We start from the raw sequence: 20,414 nt of genomic DNA on the forward strand, positions 1-20,414 counted from the left end.
GCTCAGTCTCCCTCTGTCAGGCCGTGAATATCGGAAAAGACGTGTTGTTGTAGCAACTCGCCGAGGATCGCCATCATGGCATCGTCTGCTTCGCTCAGCGTGTGGTGTTGCTGGCTGAGGCGCACCAAGCTTGTGGCTGCTGGTGTGGTGGTCAGGACTTGTAACTGATCGTGGTGGTGTTGGACGATGACAGATTCCGCTTGGTGTAAATCGATGTGCTCTACCCGATCTTCGCGCACCATATGCCAGATGCTACTCACCGGATAGTGACTATCGAGTAAATACGTGTGCTCGGGAACCTCAAGCCGGGCGTTGCCAATATTGGCTTCGGTCAGGTGCTGGAGTTTCTCGAACGGAAAATGAATATGGTGCGCTTGGTGTTGGCTGGCCATGTCGATCAGCCACTCGAGTTGAATGAGCTCAAAAATATAAGGCACGGCTTCGATCAAGCTGGGATGGGTGCACGCGGTTTTGCCAAAGCAGGCACCGTAAGGCGTGACATCCCCTTGCTTCAATGGATAGTTGAGGACGTGCTGACGAGCAAGTTGGGTAAAACACTCTTCGCCCAATACCGCTTGGGTGCAAGGATAGGTGGCTTCGAGAACCTCGCATAGGCTGATAACAAAGTTGTTGCGATAGACCTGCAATAACTGCTCGGCAGGAAAGCGTCCGGCTTGGATCTGCTCAGCGATAGGGCTAGGTTGATAATGCAGCGCGGTGGCGAAGTCTTGTTGGAGCTGGTGGAGTGTTGACTGTTCATCATGAGCGCCATCATTACGAGGTGGTGATTTGTCCATGTTGTGCCTCCTGCGTGATGATGGTGGTGGCTTTATCGGCTTCGGCCAATAGCACCGCTAAATCGGGAATATCGAGATCCCATTCAATCAGAGTCGGGACCGCGCCATGCTGGCGAACCCAGAGTTGATACAGTAGCCACACATGATCGCTTACCGGGCGGCTGTGGGTATCAATCCAGATTTCCCCTTGTTCAAACTCTTTGACCGTAAAACCCGCGAGGTGAATTTCTTTCACCGCCTTTGGGTCGAGCGCCGCGATGTATTGCTGGCAGTCAAAATTGTGATTAAAGCTGCTGACATAGATATTGTTGAAATCGAGCAATAAACCACATCCGGTACGCTGCTGCACTTCGTGCAGAAATTCCCACTCAGGTATTTGTGACTGCGAGAAACTTAAGTAACTCGATGGGTTTTCGACTAAAAACTCACGACCAAGGAAGTCTTGTACTTGGTCGACCTTGCGGCAGAAATTGGTTAGCGCTTGCTCGGTATAAGGTAATGGCAGCAAGTCGTTAAAAAACTGTCCATCCACCGAACTCCAACTCAAATGATCCGACACCGCGATGGGGTTGATTTCATCCACCAACTGCTTGAGCTGTTTCAAGTGGTGGTTATCAATCGGATCGGCAGAGCCGAGTGACAAACCAATGCCATGACAACTGACAGGGTAGTGGTTGGCTATTTCCCTTAGTTGTTGTCGTGCAATGGAGTGGGGGTTGAAGTAGTTTTCGCTGTGAATTTCAAGCCAGCCGATATTGGGCTTTTGGTCGATGATTTGTGAGATGTGGGGGGAGCGTAAGCCCACCCCAACCATCTGTTGCTGAGTCAGTGTGCTCAAATTATTTCGCCTCTGACGAGCTACCAGCTAGACGGTCACACAAGCCCTTAGGAACCATAATGAACGCATCTTTTTGTCCGTCGACTTTCGATGTACCAGCACACGAACTGGTTTTGGTTGCACAATCATTTTTGCCTGCTTTGGCTACGCCATAACATTTTTCTTTGGCACCATCAGCAGCAACCGCAGATGTTGACGCCATAGTACCAGCAAGTGCAATTAGACCAGAAACAGCAGTGGCTACGGCAATGTTAGTCTTCTTCATAATAATTCCTCTTTATACGCTGACTGTTGCTTGGTGTAGCAACGTTTCCTTTCGGTTTTATTTGGCGCTTAATTGGCGCTCTCGGAACATAAGAAAGGGCTAGCAAGAAATTAATTTCACCTTTTTTTAACTTTTTTCACCGAGGTGCAACTTCTTGCTATTTCCAAGCATAGAACAAAAAATAGTCAGCAAGAGATTGAAACTCAGATAAGTATTCTCAAGCTGAGCTGTTATAATCGACAGCATTGTATAAATAACCAGTAGATAGCGATGGACGTATCACTCCTGTTAGATGGTCTTAATGACAAACAACGCGAAGCGGTGGCGGCACCGTTAGGAAATCATTTGGTACTGGCGGGGGCTGGCAGTGGTAAAACACGGGTACTGGTTCATCGCATCGCGTGGTTAATGTCGATTGAGCAAGCGTCGCCTTACTCAATCATGTCGGTGACCTTCACCAACAAAGCGGCAGCGGAGATGCGTGGTCGTATTAACGAGCTGATGCAGGGCTCGTCTGCGGGGATGTGGAACGGTACTTTCCACGGCTTGTGTCACCGTATTTTGCGCGCCCATTACCTTGAAGCTCGTCTACCGGAAGATTTTAATATCCTCGATTCTGACGATCAGATGCGTTTGATGCGTCGTTTGATCAAGTCCCACAACTTGGACGAGAAGCAATGGCCGGCTCGCCAAGGGGTGTGGTACATCAATGGTAAAAAAGACGAAGGCTTGCGTCCGCAGCACATCGATACTTTCAACGATCCGGTTGAGCAAACTTGGCTGCGCTTGTACACCGCTTACCAAGAAGCGTGTGACCGCGCGGGCTTGGTCGATTTTGCTGAGCTATTGTTGCGTGCGTTTGAGCTGATCCGCGATAACAAACACATTCGTGAGCACTATCAAGCGCGCTTTAAGCATATCTTGGTGGATGAATTCCAAGATACCAACAGCATTCAGTTTGCTTGGCTGCGCTTGATGGCAGGGCCTGACTGTCACGTGATGATCGTGGGTGATGATGACCAGTCAATTTACGGTTGGCGTGGCGCTAAAGTCGAAAACATCCAGCGTTTCCTGCGTGACTTCGCTGGTGCGTCGTCAATTTTCTTGGAGCAGAATTACCGCTCGACCGGCAACATTCTAAAAGCTGCGAACGAACTGATCGCCAACAATAATGAACGCATGGGTAAGAACCTGTGGACCGACGGCGCCGAAGGCGAGCCGATCTCTGTCTACTCGGCGTTTAACGAGTTGGATGAAGCGCGTTTTGCAGTAGGTAAAATTAAAGAGTGGCGTGATAAGGGCGGAATGTTGAATGAAACAGCATTCCTGTACCGTAGCAACGCCCAATCGCGGGTATTGGAAGAAGCGTTGATCCAAGCGGGGATGCCTTATCGCATCTACGGTGGGATGCGTTTCTTCGAGCGCCAAGAAATCAAAGATGCGCTTTCTTACCTGCGTTTGATGGCTAACCGTAACGATGATGCTTCGTTTGAGCGCGTCGTGAATACCCCAACGCGTGGTATTGGTGATCGTACGCTTGAAACCATTCGTCTGGCGGCGCGCGACCGCGGCATGACGATGTGGCAAGCCAGTGTTGCTTTGCTTGAAGAGCAAGTATTAGCAGGACGCGCTGCTAATGCGCTACGCCGTTTTATCGAATTAGTGAACGCGCTGGAAGACGACACCGCAGAGCTGCCAATGTACCAGCAGACCGATGAGGTGATCCGTAACTCGGGTTTGCGTGCCATGTACGAGCAAGAAAAAGGCGAGAAGGCCCAAGCGCGAATTGAGAACTTGGAAGAGCTGGTGACAGCGACTCGTCAGTTTGAAGTGCCGGAAGAAGCCGAGGATATGAGTCCGCTGTCGGCGTTCTTGTCGCATGCGGCATTGGAAGCAGGTGAAGGTCAGGCCGATGAGTTTACTGATGCAGTTCAGCTAATGACGATGCACAGTGCTAAAGGTTTGGAATTCCCAGTGGTATTTATGGTGGGTGTTGAGGAAGGTATGTTCCCAAGCTCGCGTACGACCGAAGAAGTGGGACGTTTAGAAGAAGAGCGTCGTCTGTGTTACGTGGGGATGACCCGTGCAATGCAGAAGCTGTATATCACGTATGCTGAAATGCGTCGTTTGTATGGTAAAGATAACTACCACAAACCTTCACGCTTTATCCGCGAGATCCCAGAGCAATACATCGAAGAAGTGCGAATGAAAGCACAGGTGTCGCGCCCAGCATCGAGTGGTCGCTTTAGCCAAACGGTCGTGAACGATAACTTTAACCAGACCGGCTTTAGCTTGGGGCAGCGTGTTCAACACCCGAAATTTGGTGAAGGCACCATCATCAACTTTGAAGGTAGCGGTGCCCAGAGCCGTGTGCAGGTTGCCTTCAATGGTGAAGGGATCAAGTGGTTGGTAACGCAGTACGCGAAACTGGAAGCCATGTAATTCTAAGTTATGGCTGGGTAACAGTGCTGCGACTATCGCACTCATCTCCCCCATACAGCCATGCTGAATGAAACAAGCCCGCAGTGTCACGCTGCGGGCTTGTTGTTTTTTGGGAGGGTGATAGGGGCTATTCGGCAATTACCTTGCCTTCACGGCGAGGGTCGGCAGCACCGATAAGCGTCTTGCCATCAAGGCGAATGGCTTGCACCCCAGAATTCAGCGGTTTGATTTTGGTGTCAAAGCCCAGTTGTTCGAGTTTCGGCGCCCATTGCTCTGCTGCGGTGCCTTGCTCTAACTCGAACGGACCGAAACGGTTGTTCATGTTGGGCAAGTCGATCGCCTGCTGCAGATCCAATCCCCAATCGAGGTGACCGACCAAGGTTTTAGCTACATAACCGATGATTTGGCTACCGCCCGGAGAGCCGATAGCGAGCAGCGGTTTGTCATCTTGCATCACTATGGTGGGGGCCATTGACGAGCGAGGACGCTTGCCCGGTTCTACACGGTTGGCGATGGGGCGCCCGTCCACATGGCTCCGGAACGAAAAGTCGGTTAATTCGTTGTTGAGTAAGAAGCCGCGCACCATCAAGCGCGAGCCAAAACCATTTTCAATGGTGGTGGTCATCGAGACGACGTTGCGGTCGCGATCGACAATCGAAAAGTGGCTGGTGGAAGGCAGCTCAAGCGACTCATCTTGAGCTAGGGGCATGGCATAGTGCCAGCGAGGTTCTCCTGCTTTGGCTTCTTTGAGTGCTTGTTTGTCTTTCAGTAGTGCTGCCCGTTGGCTGAGGTAGTCTTCTGCCAATAATCCTCGGGTTGGCATCGGCACGTAATCGCTGTCAGCCATGTATAACCCACGATCGGCAAAAGCCAAGCGCGATGCATCCCCCAATAAACGCCAACTGTGAACGTCATCGGCCCCCATTTTATCGAGCGGGTAATGGCTTAGCATGCCCATGATTTGCCCCAACGTCAGCGCACCTGAGCTAGGCGGTCCCATGCCGCAAATTTGGTATTGGCGATACGGAGCGCAAATGGCGGGGCGTTGTTTGACTTGGTAGGTCGCCAAGTCCATCACGCTCAGTACCCCAGGGTTATCTTCCACTTCACGAACGGCTTTGACGATGTCTTTGGCAATCGCGCCATGGTAAAACGCACTGGCACCGTGTTCGGCGATTTGACGCAAAGTCGCGGCATATTGCGGGTTTTTTAAGGTTTGCCCAGCTTGGATCGGTTGCCCTTGGTCATCAAAGAAATACGCTCGGGTGGTAGGGTAACGCTGAAGATACTCTTGATCTTTCGCGACCAGTGCTGCCAAGCGAGGGCTGACGGTAAAGCCGTCTTGGGCCAGTTTGATCGCCGGAGCGAACAGTTTCTTCCACCCTAATTTGCCGCGTCTTTGGTGGGTATGCCAGAGTAGCTTGACCGTACCTGGAGTGCCGACCGAGCGACCGCCAATTACAGCATCGAAGAACTTGAGCGGGTTACCTTGTTGGTCTTGAAACAAAATCGGGGTGACAGCATAAGGGGCGGTTTCACGTCCATCGTAGGTGGTTAAAGTGTTGCTGTGGTTGTCCCAATAAACCAAAAACGCGCCGCCGCCGATCCCGGAAGATTGTGGCTCGACTAAACCGAGTACTAATTGGGTGGCAATCATCGCATCAATGGCATTCCCGCCTTGGCGTAAGATGTCAGCGCCTGCTTCACTGGCGAGCGGGTTCGCTGAGGCGACCATCCATTCTTCGCCTTTGACCATGCTTTGTTGTTGGCGGTCAGTCGCGGCTTCGGGGGCGACACTGTCTGCGGTTTGTTGGCTGGCGAATAACGGCGCACAGTTCAACGATAAAGCCACGCTCATGGCGAGCGTGGCGAATGGAGTAATACGATCGCGCGACATCTTGATTCCTTCTTGGCTGATGGGAGACCCCAAAGAACAGCATTCCTTTTGCGTATCTCTTTTGGCATAAGACTTTTGGTCATCGTCTTTTTGCATCAGTGCCAAGAGTGGCAGCGTTCAGTGATGGCGTCTAATTTATCACCAGTTTTTGTGCTCCGACTCAAACTCCCTTTGGAGTGGGTCTGCTGCCGTGCGTCGCGATGTTGTTTCGAACCGTATTACCAATGGCGCAGTTAGTTGATTAGGTTGAGCAAAATCATCGAGCCAATCGAGATAAACAATACCCCACACACACCGTCGATATAAGGCGCGGCGCGGTGCAATTTCTGCTGCAAGCGCTTACCCGTCAGTAGCCATGCCAGCATCGCAAACCACATAAAAGCGGTCAGCCACAGGATGAAAATCGCCCCGACTTTGCCTGTCAGTGACATATCCGCAGGTACTAAAGTGGACAGCAGACTTAAGAAAAACACCAACGCCTTAGGGTTTAAGATATTGGTGGTAAAGCCTTTGAGCAGTGCCCGTTTGCGACTGCTGAGATCTACTTTCGCAGGCTTGGTTGGTTGTGGCTGTGAGGATGGCTCGCTAGGTGCGAGTGCCCCTGCAGATTGGGAGCGACGTTGTTGCCATAGCGGTGTCAGAATCGCTTTGACAGCGCCAATACCTAGATACAGTAAGTAACAGCCACCGGCAGCTTGCAGCAAGGCAAAGAGGGTCGGGTGTTGTTTGATCAGCAAGCTGGCGCCTGTGAGGCTCAAAATAGAATGCATCAAGATGCCAAGGGATAGTCCTAACGCAATGCTGATCCCTGTTTGGCGACCATAGCGACCTGCATTTTGGACCACTAAGGCAAAGTCAGGGCCTGGGCTCATTAAGGCAATCACGTGAACAGTCACAAGTGTTAATAGGGTGGTGGCTTCGTTGATCATTGTGGTGCGATATCCTTCAAATAACTGGGCGGCATGCCCAATGGTGAATAGCATGCCGCAGTATTCAAATGGACGCTTGTAAAAAAATGACAGTGAGGGCGATTGGGGTTATTTAATGTGTGAAGGGGCAATACCGTAGGTGTTTTTAAAGGCATTGGTAAAATGCGCTTGGTCGTAAAAGCCGACGTGATAAGCCACTTCGGTACTGCTAAATCCTGCTTTTAATAGTGCCATCGCATGCTCGAGTCGTAATCTGGCTAGCCAAGCGTATGGGGTCATCCCCGTTGCTTTTTTAAATTGGCGTAGCATTTGCGATGGGCTGAGTTGACATAAGGTTGCCAAATCGTCTAAGCCGATTTTTTGATCTAAATGAGCCATCACATAGTCACGCAACTGAGACAAGTCTTTACTGCCTAAGGCGGTGATTCCTATTTCTCGGACTTGACCATAATGGGTTAACAAATAGGAAAATGATTCGATCGGTAAGCTGTCTTTTGCTAGCTGAGAGATGAATGGGCTCTCTAGTTGTTGATGTAGTTGAGTGAGTTGGTGGAATAACGGCCGATCAGCAATGTTGTTTTGCGGAAAGCTATAGTGGGTTTTGCCTGATACCTCTTCTGCCTGCTGGCTTAACCAATCCGGCGTAATGCTAAACACTTTGACGTGATAGCCTGATTGTTCTTTGGGTTGGCCATCGTGGATTTCATCAGGTGGCATGATCACTAATTGTCCCGCGCCAGCCGTGTGTTTGGTACCTTGGTAGAAGTATTGTTGCTGGCCTTGAGTGATCAAGCCTAAATGGTAATCCAAGTGATAGTGGCGCTTGAATGCAAAGCTTTGATAGTGAGCATCAATCAGGTTGATGTCATCAATGGGGCTTTTGCGATGGTTGATTCTATTCATAGCAATGCTCCCCGTTGATTCTGCATGTTTTGCTTGGCTCCCCTTAAGTAGACCATAGCCATGACGGTGCGGCTTGTAAAAAAGTCACAGTACCGTATGGCCATGGATTAAACCGCGAGTCTCTTAACCTGTGGGGATCTGTTTTTTATTGTGGCGATGGGTGCGTAAGCCGTCAGCACTGAATATCATCAAACCAGCCCAAATAAAACCGAAGGTGATGCCTTTGTCGAGAGTGAATGCTTCACCGTAAACGGTGACCGCCAAAATGAACATCAAGCTCGGCCCTATGTATTGGAAAAAGCCAAGGGTCGAGAAGCGCAACTTGGTGGCTGCGCCTGTAAAGCACAGCAGCGGTACCGTTGTGACTATCCCCGCCGCCATCAGCAATAAGTTGGTGCTAGTAGGGTTAAGCGCCCAGTTTGAGGTTGGAGTATCGGCAATCAAGAGTACATAACTGGCGGCTACAGGCAGTAAGAGACAGGTTTCGATGAACAAGCCTGTTTGTGCATCAAGGTTGACCTTTTTGCGCAGTAAGCCGTAGCAGGCAAAGGTGGCGGCTAATGCCAGTGCAATCCAAGGGAGCGAGCCGAATTTGATCAGCTGTACCAATACGCCACATGCGGCCAAGCTAACAGCTACCCATTGTAAGGGGCGTAGACGCTCGCCAAGGAACACCATAGCCAAAACCACATTAAATAAAGGGTTAATGTAATAACCAAGACTAGCATCGAGCATGTAGTTGTTATTGATCGCCCAAATAAAAATCAGCCAGTTGCTCCCGACTAATACCGAGGTCAGGGCGAGTAAGCCAAGCATCTTGGGTTGGCGCATAACGGTGCTGACTTTGCTCCAATGACGGCGCAAGCCAATCAAGCCCGCTAAAAAGAAGAATGACCAAATCACACGATGGCTGAGGATCTCCAGCGCACTCACATGCTGGAGAGATTTGAAGTAAACCGGGGCGATACCCCACATGGTATAGGCCGCAAGGGCCAAGATGATCCCGCGACGGGTTTGTTGCGCTTGTTCGTCCATTGATAATGCGATCTTGTTGTATAGAAGTGGAAAAATGTTGTGTTTTTTTGCGGAAAAACGTGCCAGCAGTATAAAACGAGAGTTGTTCATAAACCAATCAGATTCAACAGGGAATGCCCAGCGCGGTCGTTTGGTATAGAATACTCGCCCCAAAGTTAAAAGAGCCGTGTTATGTCATCCAGCTGCGCCGAGTCCATACCTCAGGTTACTGCATCATCCAGCGAACAGATTTTGCAGGAGGTGTTTGGTTACCAAGCATTTCGTGACGGTCAGCAGCAAGTGATCGACAGCGTGGCACAAGGCCGTGATGGTTTGGTGATCATGCCAACCGGTGGCGGTAAATCTCTGTGTTACCAAATTCCGGCTTTGATGCTCGATGGTTTGACCTTGGTGATTTCACCGCTGATTTCGTTGATGAAAGATCAGGTTGACCAACTGAAAGCTAACGGGGTCGCTGCCGCCTATCTAAATTCCACCATGAGCCGTGAAGCTGTGATGGAAACGTTTGAAGCGATGCAAGCCGGACAACTTAAGCTGGTGTATGTCTCGCCGGAGCGGGCGTTGATGTTCGATTTTATCGAGCGCTTAAAAACCTGCCCGCTGCAAATGGTGGCTGTTGATGAAGCACACTGTATCTCGCAGTGGGGACACGATTTTCGTCGTGAGTATGCTGAGCTGGGAATGCTCAAGCAGCATTTTCCTGATATCGCCATTTTGGCGCTTACCGCCACAGCCGATGACACCACCCGTAATGACATCATTAGTCGCTTACAGCTCAGCGACCCTCATATTTATTTGGGCAGCTTTGACCGCCCTAATATTCGCTATACCTTGCAGGAAAAATACAAGCCGATGGCGCAGTTACTCCGTTATTTGGCGGGTGTGCGCGGTCAGTGCGGGATCATCTATTGCAATAGCCGTAAGCGCGTCGAGCAGATTTGCGAAAAGTTGTGCGGTGAAGGGATCCGCGCGGCAGCCTACCATGCTGGGCTAGAGTTTGATGAGCGCGCCTATGTCCAAGAGGGCTTCCAACGCGATGACATTCAAATTGTGGTCGCCACGGTGGCGTTCGGTATGGGGATCAACAAACCCAATGTACGGTTCGTGGTTCACTATGATGTGCCGCGCAATATCGAATCTTACTACCAAGAAACGGGCCGAGCTGGGCGTGATGGCTTGCCTGCTGAAGCGGTAACTTTCTATGATCCGGCTGATTTGGCGTGGCTACGCCGCTGCTTGGATGAGAAAGAAGAAGGCGAGCAAAAACGGGTAGAGAGCCATAAGCTCAATGCGATGGGGGCATTTGCCGAAGCGCAAACCTGTCGTCGCCAAGTGTTACTCCACTATTTTGGCGAACACCGTGCCGAGCCGTGTGGTAACTGCGATATCTGTCTCGACCCGCCTAAGCGGTTTGATGGCTTGGAAGTGGCGCAAAAAGCCTTGTCGTGCGTGTATCGCGTGAAGCAAAACTTCGGTATGACTTACGTAGTCGAAGTGTTGCGTGGGATGCAAAATCAGCGCATTCGCGAACACGGCCACGATAAGCTCACCACCTACGGCATTGGTCGTGAGCAAAGCCACGAGTTTTGGGTTAGCATCTTTCGTCAGCTGATCCACTTAGGGCTGTTGAATCAAAATATCATGCGCAGCTCAACCTTGCAGCTAACCGAAAAAGCGCGCGCGGTGTTGCGCGGAGAAGTGGCGTTAGAGCTAGCAGTGCCACGGTTAGACAGTGTGGTGCGGAATGCCAAAAGCGATAAGCTTGCCAGTCGCCATTACGATAAGAAGCTGTTTGCCAAACTCCGTAAGCTGCGCAAAGCCATTGCCGATGAAGATGACATCCCGCCTTATGTGGTGTTTAACGATGCCAGCTTAATGGAAATGGCGGAAAAGCTGCCGACGTCAGACAGTGCATTGCTGGCTGTGAATGGCGTTGGGCAACGCAAGTTGGAAAAATATGGTCAGGCGTTTTTGACCATGATTGAAGAGCACTTGGTCGCAACCGTGGAATACCCAGCAGGGGTGTAGCCCGCTGTCCATAAAATGCAGACAAAAAAATACCGGACTTATCCGGGTCCGGTACAAAATGCGTGTCTAACATAATCTAGGCATAATCTGGATTAGGTTATCGTCGCTACAAAACAGCTTGCGTATTTGGTGAGAATGTTAATTTCACCGAGTTGCCTGTAGACCTCACGGATGATGAGCCTCGTGATGCCTAACGTTGACAACGCGAGTATAAGACCATGAACCTATAGCCGTTGGCTATAGCCCCCTTATGGTTTGATACCCATAGCAACAATTGGTTACAGGAATCCGACTAATTAGCAAAACCTTGCTTCTAACTCCTTCAATTAAGGACAATTTATGGCTATTTCTTCCTCTCCTTTTTTCGCCGTTCGCCGCCTCGATCTTGCCAGTGGCCACCTGATGTTAATCGGACCTGACTTTGACTTTGATTCGTTTGCTGCCATGGCTGAAGCCTTATTGCTCCAAATTGATGCCACTGTGGTGGAAAAGGAGTTAAATGCCGATCTGCATGTGTGGCTGATCGACTTTGAAGGTTGCCAATTGCTCCTTAAAGGCGAGCATTACAGTGGTGCGGTCTGGATTGAAGCGATGTCGACGCGCGATAATGAAACCTTGGCGTTTATCGCATCCTTGCTGCCACAAGACGATAGCCAAGTGTGTTAACCGTGGATTGACGGTCGAGAACGATTACATTGCTGGAATGTGCGTTTCAGGGCTAGGCAGTCAAAGTGGTTACTGTATAATCGCCCGCTTGGTCACGCTAGGGATGAGAATCTAGCGCGGTATGTATATTTGGGTTCCCTCTCCCCCAATGACAAAAAGGTCTCTTCAATGACGACTTCGCAATTTACGCCTGCTCAGCAGCGCCAAGCTTTATCTTTGTTAGTGGTATTCCATTTGGTGATCATTGCCTCCAGTAACTATCTGGTGCAATTGCCATTTACTGTGTTTGGTTTTCACACCACATGGGGCGCCTTTACCTTCCCGTTTATCTTTTTAGCGACAGACTTAACGGTACGTATTTTCGGTGCCAGCATGGCGCGTAAGATTATTTTACGAGTGATGATGCCTGCGCTGTTGATTTCGTATGTGCTCTCGGTGCTCTTTTTCCAAGGGGAATACCAAGGGATCGGACACTTGACCGAGTTTAACTTGTTTGTGGCACGGATCGCGGTTGCTAGCTTTATGGCTTACTTGCTGGGGCAGATCTTGGATGTATCGGTCTTTAACCGCTTACGCCAAGTGAAAAGCTGGTGGGTCGCGCCGACTTGTTCGACTATCTTTGGTAACGCGCTTGATACCTTGGCGTTCTTCTCGATCGCTTTCTACAACAGTCCGGATGCCTTTATGGCGGAAAACTGGGTAGAGATTGCGACGGTAGACTATACCTTCAAGCTCTTGATTAGCTTAGGTCTGTTTGTGCCTATGTATGGAGTGCTGTTGAATTATCTGGTCAACAAGCTCACGACCTTAAAGACCCAAGATAGCGACGGGAATAACATCGTCGTAAACTAAATCATTGATTGTTTAAGCCAGCGTTTACGCTGGCTTTTTTATCTGATGCAGATAGAAAAAGGGAGAAGATATGCAGATCCGTGAAGCCAGTTTGGCGGAAGCTGTCACCGTATTGGCGGCGATTAGTGAGTTTGCGCATAGCGAGAGTGTGGCGAGCTTGGAAGCCCGTTTAGGTGATAAACCCCGCTCGGTACTGGTGGCTGAAGTGGCTGGTGAACTGGTTGGGGTTAAGATTGGATACGCAAAATCGGATACCGAATTTTATAGCTGGCTCGGTGGGGTCGCTCCGCAAGGGCGTGGTCAAGGAGTCGCACAAGCCTTGCTAGAAGCGCAAGAGGCTTGGGTTAAAGCGCAGGGATACCAAACTTTAAGCGTCAAATCGCGGAATCGCTTCGCCGCGATGTTGCGTTTGTTATTGCGTAATCAGTATCAGATCGTGGATCTGGAGAAAAAAGATGGCGTAGAGGATTACCGTTTATACTTCACTAAACGTTTGTAATAGCAGCAAAAAGAAGTGGTAATGATAAAGCAATAAACAACTAAATGAAAATAATTCTCAATAAGTGCTTGCAATCAAGATGAGAATGGTTATTATTAACGGGCACTCAGGCGATGGCAGTACACATCAGCCAGCGCTCTGAAGGCACGACATTGCTCACATTGCTTCCAGTGTACTTCAGCTATGGATGAGTTTCCCGGTGTAGGGCTAGGAAAATCAAACCAATTCTGCTGAGCGGCGCTTTCCAAAGTAGCGCCGCTTTTTCTTTATCTGTCTTCCGTAAATTTCTTTTCTATCAGTAAACGCGTCAATTATCGCTTCGCTTTCTCGTCTGTGTTGTTTGGGAGCTGCCTAGAGCACTTAATTTGCCAAAGGCACTAAATAATAAAGATGTTAGCGAGTGAGTTAATCAAGCGCTTCACTGATAACGCTTGGCGCCACGTTAGCCAACATCTCGTCTTATTTTGTTCTCGTTAGGCCAGTTTGATCAGGCTGTGGACGAGCTTATTGATCCCGCTAGCGGCTTCCGACAGGTTACCCGCCAGCATGTAGGCTGGGGTGGTAAGCAAACGACGCTTCTGATCGAGTACAAAATCGTGCACAGGGCACTCGATGTGTTCGCCTCCCATAGTGTTGAACGCATGGGCGGTATCAGGATCCGAGCCGATCGTACCTTTAGCACCCGAGCCGTAGATTTGTGGGATCAAGGTTGGGGCAATGCACAGATAGCCTGCGGGCTTCTCGGCATTGGCAAAAGCTTGGCAAGCCGTCAGTACATCAGGGTGGATGGTGCACGCGGTGCCTTTGAGCGCAAAGTCAGACAGGTTCTTGGCTGCGCCAAAGCCACCTGGTACTAATAGGGCATCGTATTGGTGGACATTCAGCTCAGCAACATCTTGGATCTGACCTCGGGCGATCCGTGCCGCTTCGATCAACACATTGCGGGTTTCTGGGCTTTCTTCGCCAGTAAGGTGGTTGATCACATGGTGTTGATCCACGTTAGGGGCAAAACAGTGCCAACTGGCGCCTTCTTGCTCGATAGCATGGAGCGAGAGTACAGCTTCATGGATTTCGCTGCCGTCAAACACGCCACAGCCGCTTAAAATTACCGCGATTCGTTTCATTCTGGCTTCCTTTCTAGTCAAAATTGTCTATTTTTAGACTCTAAGCGTTAATTTTGAGAATGTCTTGCTAACGTTTTCCACAGTGGACGATCATCACACGATCGTCGATCTTTTTGCCTCTTTTTGCATAAGTTGTTGATTTTAATTTGTTTTGCTTTTCGGTCAAAACCGTCTAAAAATTTTGATCCCAGCTTTAAAATTAAATACTAACAAAGTTATCCACAGATTAAGGCTAAGATGGGGAAAACATAGGTTAACACTGGCGGGTTGACGTGGCATTCTAGTAGCCCGCCATACAGATTCCCTTTCTCAGCATATATTATGCGCAATCTGTGTGCCGAATCATGATGACTTTTCCGGATATAAGAATATCTCTATGGCTACTATTCCAGATAACCCGCTTATTTTGATCGATGGATCATCTTATCTTTACCGCGCGTATCATGCTGCGCCGAACTTCACTAATTCTGATGGTGAACCAACAGGTGCGGTTTACGGTGTGGTGAACATGCTACGTAGTATGCTGCGTCAGTTCTCGACTGAGCACGTGGCGGTTATTTTTGATGCGAAAGGCAAAACGTTCCGTGATGATATGTATCCGGAATATAAGGCGAATCGACCGCCGATGCCGGATGATCTGCGCAGTCAGATCGAACCGCTGCACGCGGTGATCAAGGCAATGGGATTACCGTTGATCTCGATCTCTGGAGTAGAAGCCGATGACGTGATCGGTACCTTGGCAAGCCAAGCCTCAAAAGCTGGCATGCCAGTACTGATCAGCACCGGCGATAAAGATATGGCGCAGCTGGTGGATGAAAACATCACCCTGATCAACACCATGACAGATGTGGTGATGGATCCTGCTGGCGTTGTGGATAAATTCGGGATTGGTCCTGAGTTGATCATCGACTACCTTGCATTGATGGGAGACAAGGTCGACAACATTCCGGGCGTACCGGGTGTCGGTGAGAAAACGGCTAAAGCACTATTAACCGGTATCGGGGGCTTAGATGCGCTATACGCTAATCTTGATGATATTCCTGCATTGGGTTTCCGTGGCTCGAAAACCATGCCGAAGAAGCTGACGGATAACAAAGACGCTGCGTATCTATCGTACGAGTTAGCCACCATTAAGCTTGATGTTGAGCTTGATGTGAAACCGCACGAGCTCACCAAAGCTGATCCTGATACCGATGAGTTGACCAAGCTGTTTGGTAAGCTGCAATTCCGTCGTTGGTTGAGCGAAATGCTTGATGGCAGCGATGGCAAAATTGTTGCTGATGAAAAAGCGGCACCTGCGGCGGCTGAGCCAAAAGTGGTTGCGCCAGTGATCGATCGCAGTGGTTACGAAACGGTACTCGACGAAGCGAGCTTTACTGCGTGGCTTGACACCCTCAACAATGCTGAAGTGGTCGCGTTTGATACCGAAACCGACGGTTTAGACTACATGACTGCAAATTTGGTTGGGGTGTCGTTTGCGGTGGAAGAAGGTAAAGCGGCGTACGTGCCTGTGGCGCACGATTACCTTGATGCACCAGCGCAACTGGATCGTGATTGGGTCTTGGCACAATTGAAACCACTGCTTGAAGACAGCACGCGTGCCAAAGTGGGTCAGAATCTGAAATTTGATGCCAGCATTCTTGCTCGTTATGACATTGAAATGCAGGGGATCAAATTCGACACCATGCTGGAGTCGTACGTGTTTAACAGTGTGGTCGGCCGTCATGATATGGACAGCTTGTCGCTACGTTACTTGGAACATAAGACGATCAGCTTTGAAGAAATTGCGGGTAAAGGTAAGAAGCAACTGACCTTTAACCAAATCGATCTTGAGCAAGCCGGTCCTTACGCTGCGGAAGATGCTGATATCACGCTGCGTTTGCACAATGTATTGATGGCGAAAGTGAATGCAGACGACAAACTGAAGTCTGTGTTTGAAGATATTGAAATGCCGTTAGTACCGGTATTGTCACGCATCGAGCGTACCGGGGTGCTGATCGATAGCATGTTGATGGGCGCACAATCGAACGAATTAGGTGCGCGCTTGGAAGAGCTTCAAGCGCAAGCGTATGAGATTGCAGGCGAAGAGTTTAACTTGAGCTCGCCAAAACAGCTGCAAGCGATCCTGTTTGAGAAAATGGGTCTGCCGATTTTGAAAAAGACCCCATCGGGCGCGGCGTCAACTAACGAAGAAGTGTTGCAAGAGCTTGCATTGGATTACCCACTGCCGAAACTAATTCTAGAGTACCGTAGTCTGTCGAAACTCAAATCGACCTACACGGATAAACTGCCGAAGATGGTGAACCCAACGACTGGGCGTGTACATACCTCGTATCACCAAGCGGTGACAGCGACGGGGCGTTTGTCTTCAAGCGATCCAAACCTTCAAAATATCCCAGTACGTAACGAAGAAGGGCGTCGTATTCGTCAGGCGTTTGTTGCCCCTACTGGTTACAAAGTCTTGGCGGTCGACTACTCGCAAATCGAACTGCGTATCATGGCGCACTTATCGGGCGATGAAGCGTTATTGGACGCGTTCCGTCATGGTAAAGATATTCACGCGGCTACCGCAGCCGAGATTTTGGGCTTACCGCTTGAGTCTGTAACCAGCGAACAACGTCGCCGTGCGAAAGCGATCAACTTCGGTTTGATCTACGGTATGAGTGCCTTTGGTCTCGCGAAACAGCTGGATATGGGACGTAACGAAGCACAGGAATACATGGATCTGTACTTTGAGCGTTACCCAGGGGTATTGGAATACATGGAAAGTACCCGTAATACGGCAAGCGAGCAGGGCTATGTAGAAACCTTGTTTGGTCGCCGTTTGCACCTTCCTGATATCAAGTCGCGTAACGGTATGCGTCGTAAAGCCGCGGAGCGTGCTGCGATCAATGCGCCAATGCAAGGTACAGCGGCTGACATTATCAAACGTGCGATGGTACTGGTCGATGAGTGGGTTCAACAACAACCTGAAGGTCAAGTTCGACTACTAATGCAAGTACACGATGAACTTGTATTTGAAGTACAGGAAGAACATTTAGCAACAGTCACTCAACAAGTGCAGGAACTGATGGAAGCGGCGGCGAAATTGGACGTGCCTTTGGTGGCTGACGCAGGCTTTGGTGATAACTGGGACCAAGCCCACTAAGGGTTTCCAGCTAAAAAAGCGTTAACTCAGTGATTAATAGCCAGCCATTGCTGGCTATTTTTTTTGTTGAAAAAAGGATGTTTTCACAACGGTTTGTAAAACCTAATTACAGTATTGTGAAAAAAAATAACGAAATCCTCTTTCATTATCTGAACGTTTGTTGTACAGTTAACGGCGTAGGGTACAGAGGTAAGATGTTCTATCTTTCAGACCTTTTGTTTCACGTTATTGGATTTGGCTGATTCAGCCGCCCTGGTCATTTGACCGGGGCGTTTTTTATTGGGTCAAAGAAAAATGCCCTCAATTTCAAATTCCCCCTTCTTTTTTTCGTTCTGATTTCCTGATTGATAGCGCTTGTGTATTTAAGGCGATTACGCTCGTTATTGCTTGTTATTAAAGCAAATTTACCGTGATTGTTGATGAATTCGTCAACTTAAGTTGCCATTGCAGCGTGGTTTCACTTATCTCTTAATAATATCAATGGGTTATGTGATAGATAAAAATTAGAGTAATTACTTTAACTTGAATAATCTTCGGGTATAATAGCGTCAGCTTCTTGTTCATATTTGTCCGAAGCGAGGTGATTATCGATTGCCTTGCTCGCAAATAAATGAAATCGCCACCCACATTTTAGCGGTGGCTTTTTTTTGCCTGAAATTTGGCTTTTTGTAATTTAATTACAGGTGCTGGGTGCTATTGACCTAGTTGGTAATAAGTTAATTTTCTGTATAAAACAACTCAGGCGGTTTTGTTGCTCAAGTCACTAAAAAGTGATGTTTTGTCTGTAAGAGGGTGATGAAACCTGAGGTGTGGCTATTGCAAAAGCCAAGAAAGGTCGGACAAAAAACTTGCGTTGGGGGGGGAAATCATTGATCCTTTTTGGACAAAAATAAAAACCTCCTATTTCTCTCCCGTTGCCCCACCAAGCTGGTGGGGAATTTTTATAGCCCCATCCTTAGAGCTATATTTTGATCTCTCAATCGTGTGGCTTATTCGCCGTCACCATCAAAAGCATCATTATCGATCTGCATTTCATCTTCATCGGCTAATAGCGCGTGTTGACGCTCAAGCTCTGGTGCAAACCACTCGGTCAGTTTGGCGCGCACTTGGTCAACGCCCAGACCTTTTAGTGATGAGAAGAACTCCACTTGTACATCGCCACCAAAGGTTAGCGCGTCTTTGCGGGTTTTCATCAGTTGCTGCTTACGTGCGCCGCTTTTCAGTTTGTCGGCTTTAGTTAGTAGCACTAGCACTGGTAGACGGCTTTCGACTGCCCAGTGGATCATCTGTTGGTCAAGATCTTTCATTGGATGACGGATATCCATCAATACCACCAAACCTTGCAGACATTCGCGTTTTTGTAGGTATTCACCCAGCGCTTTTTGCCACTTCTTTTTCATCTCAAGCGGAACTTGCGCAAAACCGTAACCTGGTAAGTCGATAAGGTTACAACCCGGTACTACTTCGAACATGTTGATCAGCTGAGTACGACCAGGAGTTTTAGAGGTACGCGCTAAGCTCTTTTGGTCAGTCAGGCGGTTTAACGCGCTCGACTTACCTGCATTTGAGCGACCAGCAAATGCGATTTCAACGCCACTGTCGGTTGGTAAGTGACGAATATCCGGCGCACTTGTGATGAAACGTGTATTTCTATAGTTGAGAAGTTGATTCACTGTTAACTCCGTCAAGTCTTTATGTAGTCGACTGATTACTTTTATGTGAAATTGTGTAAAATGTGTTTAACCGTGCTCGGTTTGTGGTCGATTGTATACCATGTGGCTGAGCATTACTTGTGGTACTGGAAGCTCAATAATTATAAACGGAATGTCATGAAGAAATTAGCACTGATATTGTCTCTTCTTGCCAGTTGCTCAGCCTGGGCCCAAGGGGACGCGGAAGCCGGTAAAGCCAAAGCAGCGACTTGTGCTGCCTGCCATGGTGCCGATGGAAACGGCATTATGACGCAATACCCTAAACTCTCTGGCCAACATCCTGGCTACTTAGAAAAACAGCTTAAAGAATTCAAACTGGGTGTCACCTCGGGTGGTAAACAAGGTCGTAACGATCCTGTAATGAGTGCGATGGCGATGCCATTGTCTGAGCAGGACATGGCAGATCTTGCGGCTTACTATGCCTCGCTGCCAATTTCGGATAACACGACCCCAGAATCGTCGATTGAAGTGGGTCAGCAACTCTACCGTTACGGTGATGCTGAACGTGGCATTGCTGCGTGTACGGCTTGCCATGGTCCGCGTGGTAATGGCACCAGCTTGTCAGGTTTCCCGAAAATCTCGGGGCAAAATGCGGAATACGTGAAATTGCAGCTTGAAAAATTCCGAGCTGGTCAGCGCCACAATGATATGAATGCCATGATGCGCTCGGTGGCAGCGAAGCTCACCGACGGGGAAATTACCGCTTTGTCACAATACGTTGGCGGTCTGCACTAAATCCTAGCCCTACCTAGAATCAATCACCCCGATTGATAGCCCACCTGTAGTTTCGGCTGCGGGTGGGCTTTTTGTTGTCAGCTATCACCTTTCTGACGTGGCGTTCATCCTTTATAACCCCATTCAATGTGGTGCCAAGTCTGTCGGTAACCGTGGTCGATCGCTGAAAGCGCAGCGCTTTGTAAGAGATCCGCCATTTGAATAGGGTATTCAGGCTGAAAAAATTGCTCACTCAATGGCTTGTTTTGTTATTTTTCAATGTTTTAGCTGTGTTGCGATCATATTGCTGCTTGAGTGAGTGTTTTGACTGCCTTGTTTGAGTTCGGGATTGGCGTAAAGTTACCCATGTCGACAGGGAGTACGACACAGGAAATAGGAAGCGCCAATGATTGGCTTGAGCAGGAGCTCAAAGGAATACACGGAGTCTGGTCTGGATGACCGATAGGTTCGCAAGATGCGATAGGAAACCCACGACGGGACTCAAGGATTACGCGTTAGCGTGAGATCAGATACACGACGGAACGTGTGTCCACATGGATGGTGA

17 protein-coding genes are annotated in these 20,414 nt (G+C 49.1%); 8 read left to right on the top strand and 9 right to left on the bottom strand.

The window, feature by feature from the left end; all coding sequences use genetic code 11:
* Positions 1-2 precede the first annotated feature (2 nt).
* The 3 genes from A3K86_RS00640 to A3K86_RS00650 are packed head-to-tail and all read right to left on the bottom strand — an operon-like array spanning position 3 to position 1,900.
* On the bottom strand, positions 3-797 hold the full coding sequence (locus A3K86_RS00640; RefSeq protein WP_068326137.1) for an HvfC/BufC N-terminal domain-containing protein: 795 nt from the start codon (positions 795-797) through the stop codon (positions 3-5).
* Positions 775-1,611, bottom strand: a complete 837-nt coding sequence (gene bufB, locus A3K86_RS00645; RefSeq protein WP_068326304.1) for an MNIO family bufferin maturase — start codon at positions 1,609-1,611, stop codon at positions 775-777. Before bufB ends, A3K86_RS00640 begins: the two co-directional genes overlap by 23 nt.
* Before the next feature lie 25 nt (positions 1,612-1,636).
* Positions 1,637-1,900: a BufA1 family periplasmic bufferin-type metallophore gene (locus tag A3K86_RS00650; RefSeq protein WP_068326140.1), complete on the bottom strand. Its 264-nt coding sequence runs from the start codon at positions 1,898-1,900 to the stop codon at positions 1,637-1,639.
* 270 nt (positions 1,901-2,170) lie between these two features.
* Here A3K86_RS00650 and uvrD point away from each other — a divergent pair, with 270 nt between their 5' ends.
* Positions 2,171-4,342, top strand: a complete 2,172-nt coding sequence (gene uvrD / locus A3K86_RS00655; protein ID WP_068326143.1) for a DNA helicase II — start codon at positions 2,171-2,173, stop codon at positions 4,340-4,342.
* 127 nt (positions 4,343-4,469) lie between these two features.
* Here the strand turns inward: uvrD and ggt are convergent, their stop codons facing one another.
* From ggt to rarD, 4 genes are all read right to left on the bottom strand, one after another.
* Positions 4,470-6,239, bottom strand: a complete 1,770-nt coding sequence (gene ggt, locus A3K86_RS00660; protein WP_068326146.1) for a gamma-glutamyltransferase — start codon at positions 6,237-6,239, stop codon at positions 4,470-4,472.
* Between the two features lie 233 nt (positions 6,240-6,472).
* On the bottom strand, positions 6,473-7,165 hold the full coding sequence (locus tag A3K86_RS00665) for a LysE family translocator (protein ID WP_068326307.1): 693 nt from the start codon (positions 7,163-7,165) through the stop codon (positions 6,473-6,475).
* A gap of 111 nt (positions 7,166-7,276) precedes the next feature.
* Positions 7,277-8,071 carry an AraC family transcriptional regulator gene (locus tag A3K86_RS00670; RefSeq protein WP_068326148.1) on the bottom strand — a complete coding sequence of 265 codons (795 nt, stop codon included), beginning with the start codon at positions 8,069-8,071 and terminating at the stop codon, positions 7,277-7,279.
* 123 nt (positions 8,072-8,194) lie between these two features.
* Positions 8,195-9,106, bottom strand: a complete 912-nt coding sequence (gene rarD / locus A3K86_RS00675) for an EamA family transporter RarD (protein WP_068326150.1) — start codon at positions 9,104-9,106, stop codon at positions 8,195-8,197.
* A gap of 171 nt (positions 9,107-9,277) precedes the next feature.
* Here rarD and recQ point away from each other — a divergent pair, with 171 nt between their 5' ends.
* From recQ to A3K86_RS00695, 4 genes are all read left to right on the top strand, one after another.
* Positions 9,278-11,134, top strand: coding sequence for an ATP-dependent DNA helicase RecQ (gene recQ, locus A3K86_RS00680; protein WP_068326152.1), 1,857 nt, complete (start codon positions 9,278-9,280; stop codon positions 11,132-11,134).
* Positions 11,135-11,473: 339 nt separating this feature from the next.
* Entirely contained in the window at positions 11,474-11,800 is a 327-nt protein-coding gene (locus tag A3K86_RS00685; RefSeq protein WP_068326155.1) for a DUF3630 family protein, read from the top strand.
* A gap of 168 nt (positions 11,801-11,968) precedes the next feature.
* Complete coding sequence (locus A3K86_RS00690) at positions 11,969-12,652, top strand: 7-cyano-7-deazaguanine/7-aminomethyl-7-deazaguanine transporter (RefSeq protein WP_068326158.1); 684 nt, start codon at positions 11,969-11,971, stop codon at positions 12,650-12,652.
* A gap of 70 nt (positions 12,653-12,722) precedes the next feature.
* Positions 12,723-13,151 carry a GNAT family N-acetyltransferase gene (locus tag A3K86_RS00695; protein ID WP_068326161.1) on the top strand — a complete coding sequence of 143 codons (429 nt, stop codon included), beginning with the start codon at positions 12,723-12,725 and terminating at the stop codon, positions 13,149-13,151.
* A 473-nt stretch (positions 13,152-13,624) separates the two neighbouring features.
* Here A3K86_RS00695 and elbB read toward each other — a convergent pair whose 3' ends face one another.
* The gene (gene elbB / locus A3K86_RS00700; protein ID WP_068326167.1) at positions 13,625-14,275 is read right to left on the bottom strand and encodes an isoprenoid biosynthesis glyoxalase ElbB; all 651 of its coding nucleotides are present in this window, start codon (positions 14,273-14,275) and stop codon (positions 13,625-13,627) included.
* A 376-nt stretch (positions 14,276-14,651) separates the two neighbouring features.
* On the opposite strand from elbB, the gene polA reads away from it, so the two are divergent.
* Positions 14,652-17,423, top strand: coding sequence for a DNA polymerase I (gene polA, locus A3K86_RS00705; protein ID WP_068326170.1), 2,772 nt, complete (start codon positions 14,652-14,654; stop codon positions 17,421-17,423).
* Between the two features lie 194 nt (positions 17,424-17,617).
* A complete protein-coding gene (gene spfP / locus A3K86_RS23170; RefSeq protein WP_438616993.1) occupies positions 17,618-17,665 on the top strand; it encodes a small protein SpfP in 48 nt (15 codons plus the stop codon).
* A 747-nt stretch (positions 17,666-18,412) separates the two neighbouring features.
* Here spfP and yihA read toward each other — a convergent pair.
* Entirely contained in the window at positions 18,413-19,096 is a 684-nt protein-coding gene (gene yihA / locus A3K86_RS00710; protein ID WP_068326174.1) for a ribosome biogenesis GTP-binding protein YihA/YsxC, read from the bottom strand.
* 156 nt (positions 19,097-19,252) lie between these two features.
* Between yihA and A3K86_RS00715 the strand changes: the two genes are divergently transcribed.
* Positions 19,253-19,870 (top strand): c-type cytochrome, encoded by a 618-nt coding sequence (locus tag A3K86_RS00715; RefSeq protein ID WP_068326181.1) that lies wholly within the window; start codon positions 19,253-19,255, stop codon positions 19,868-19,870.
* The last annotated feature ends 544 nt before the right edge of the window (positions 19,871-20,414 follow it).

It is taken from the genome of Photobacterium jeanii (assembly GCF_001650345.1).
GTDB lineage: Bacteria > Pseudomonadota > Gammaproteobacteria > Enterobacterales > Vibrionaceae > Photobacterium > Photobacterium jeanii.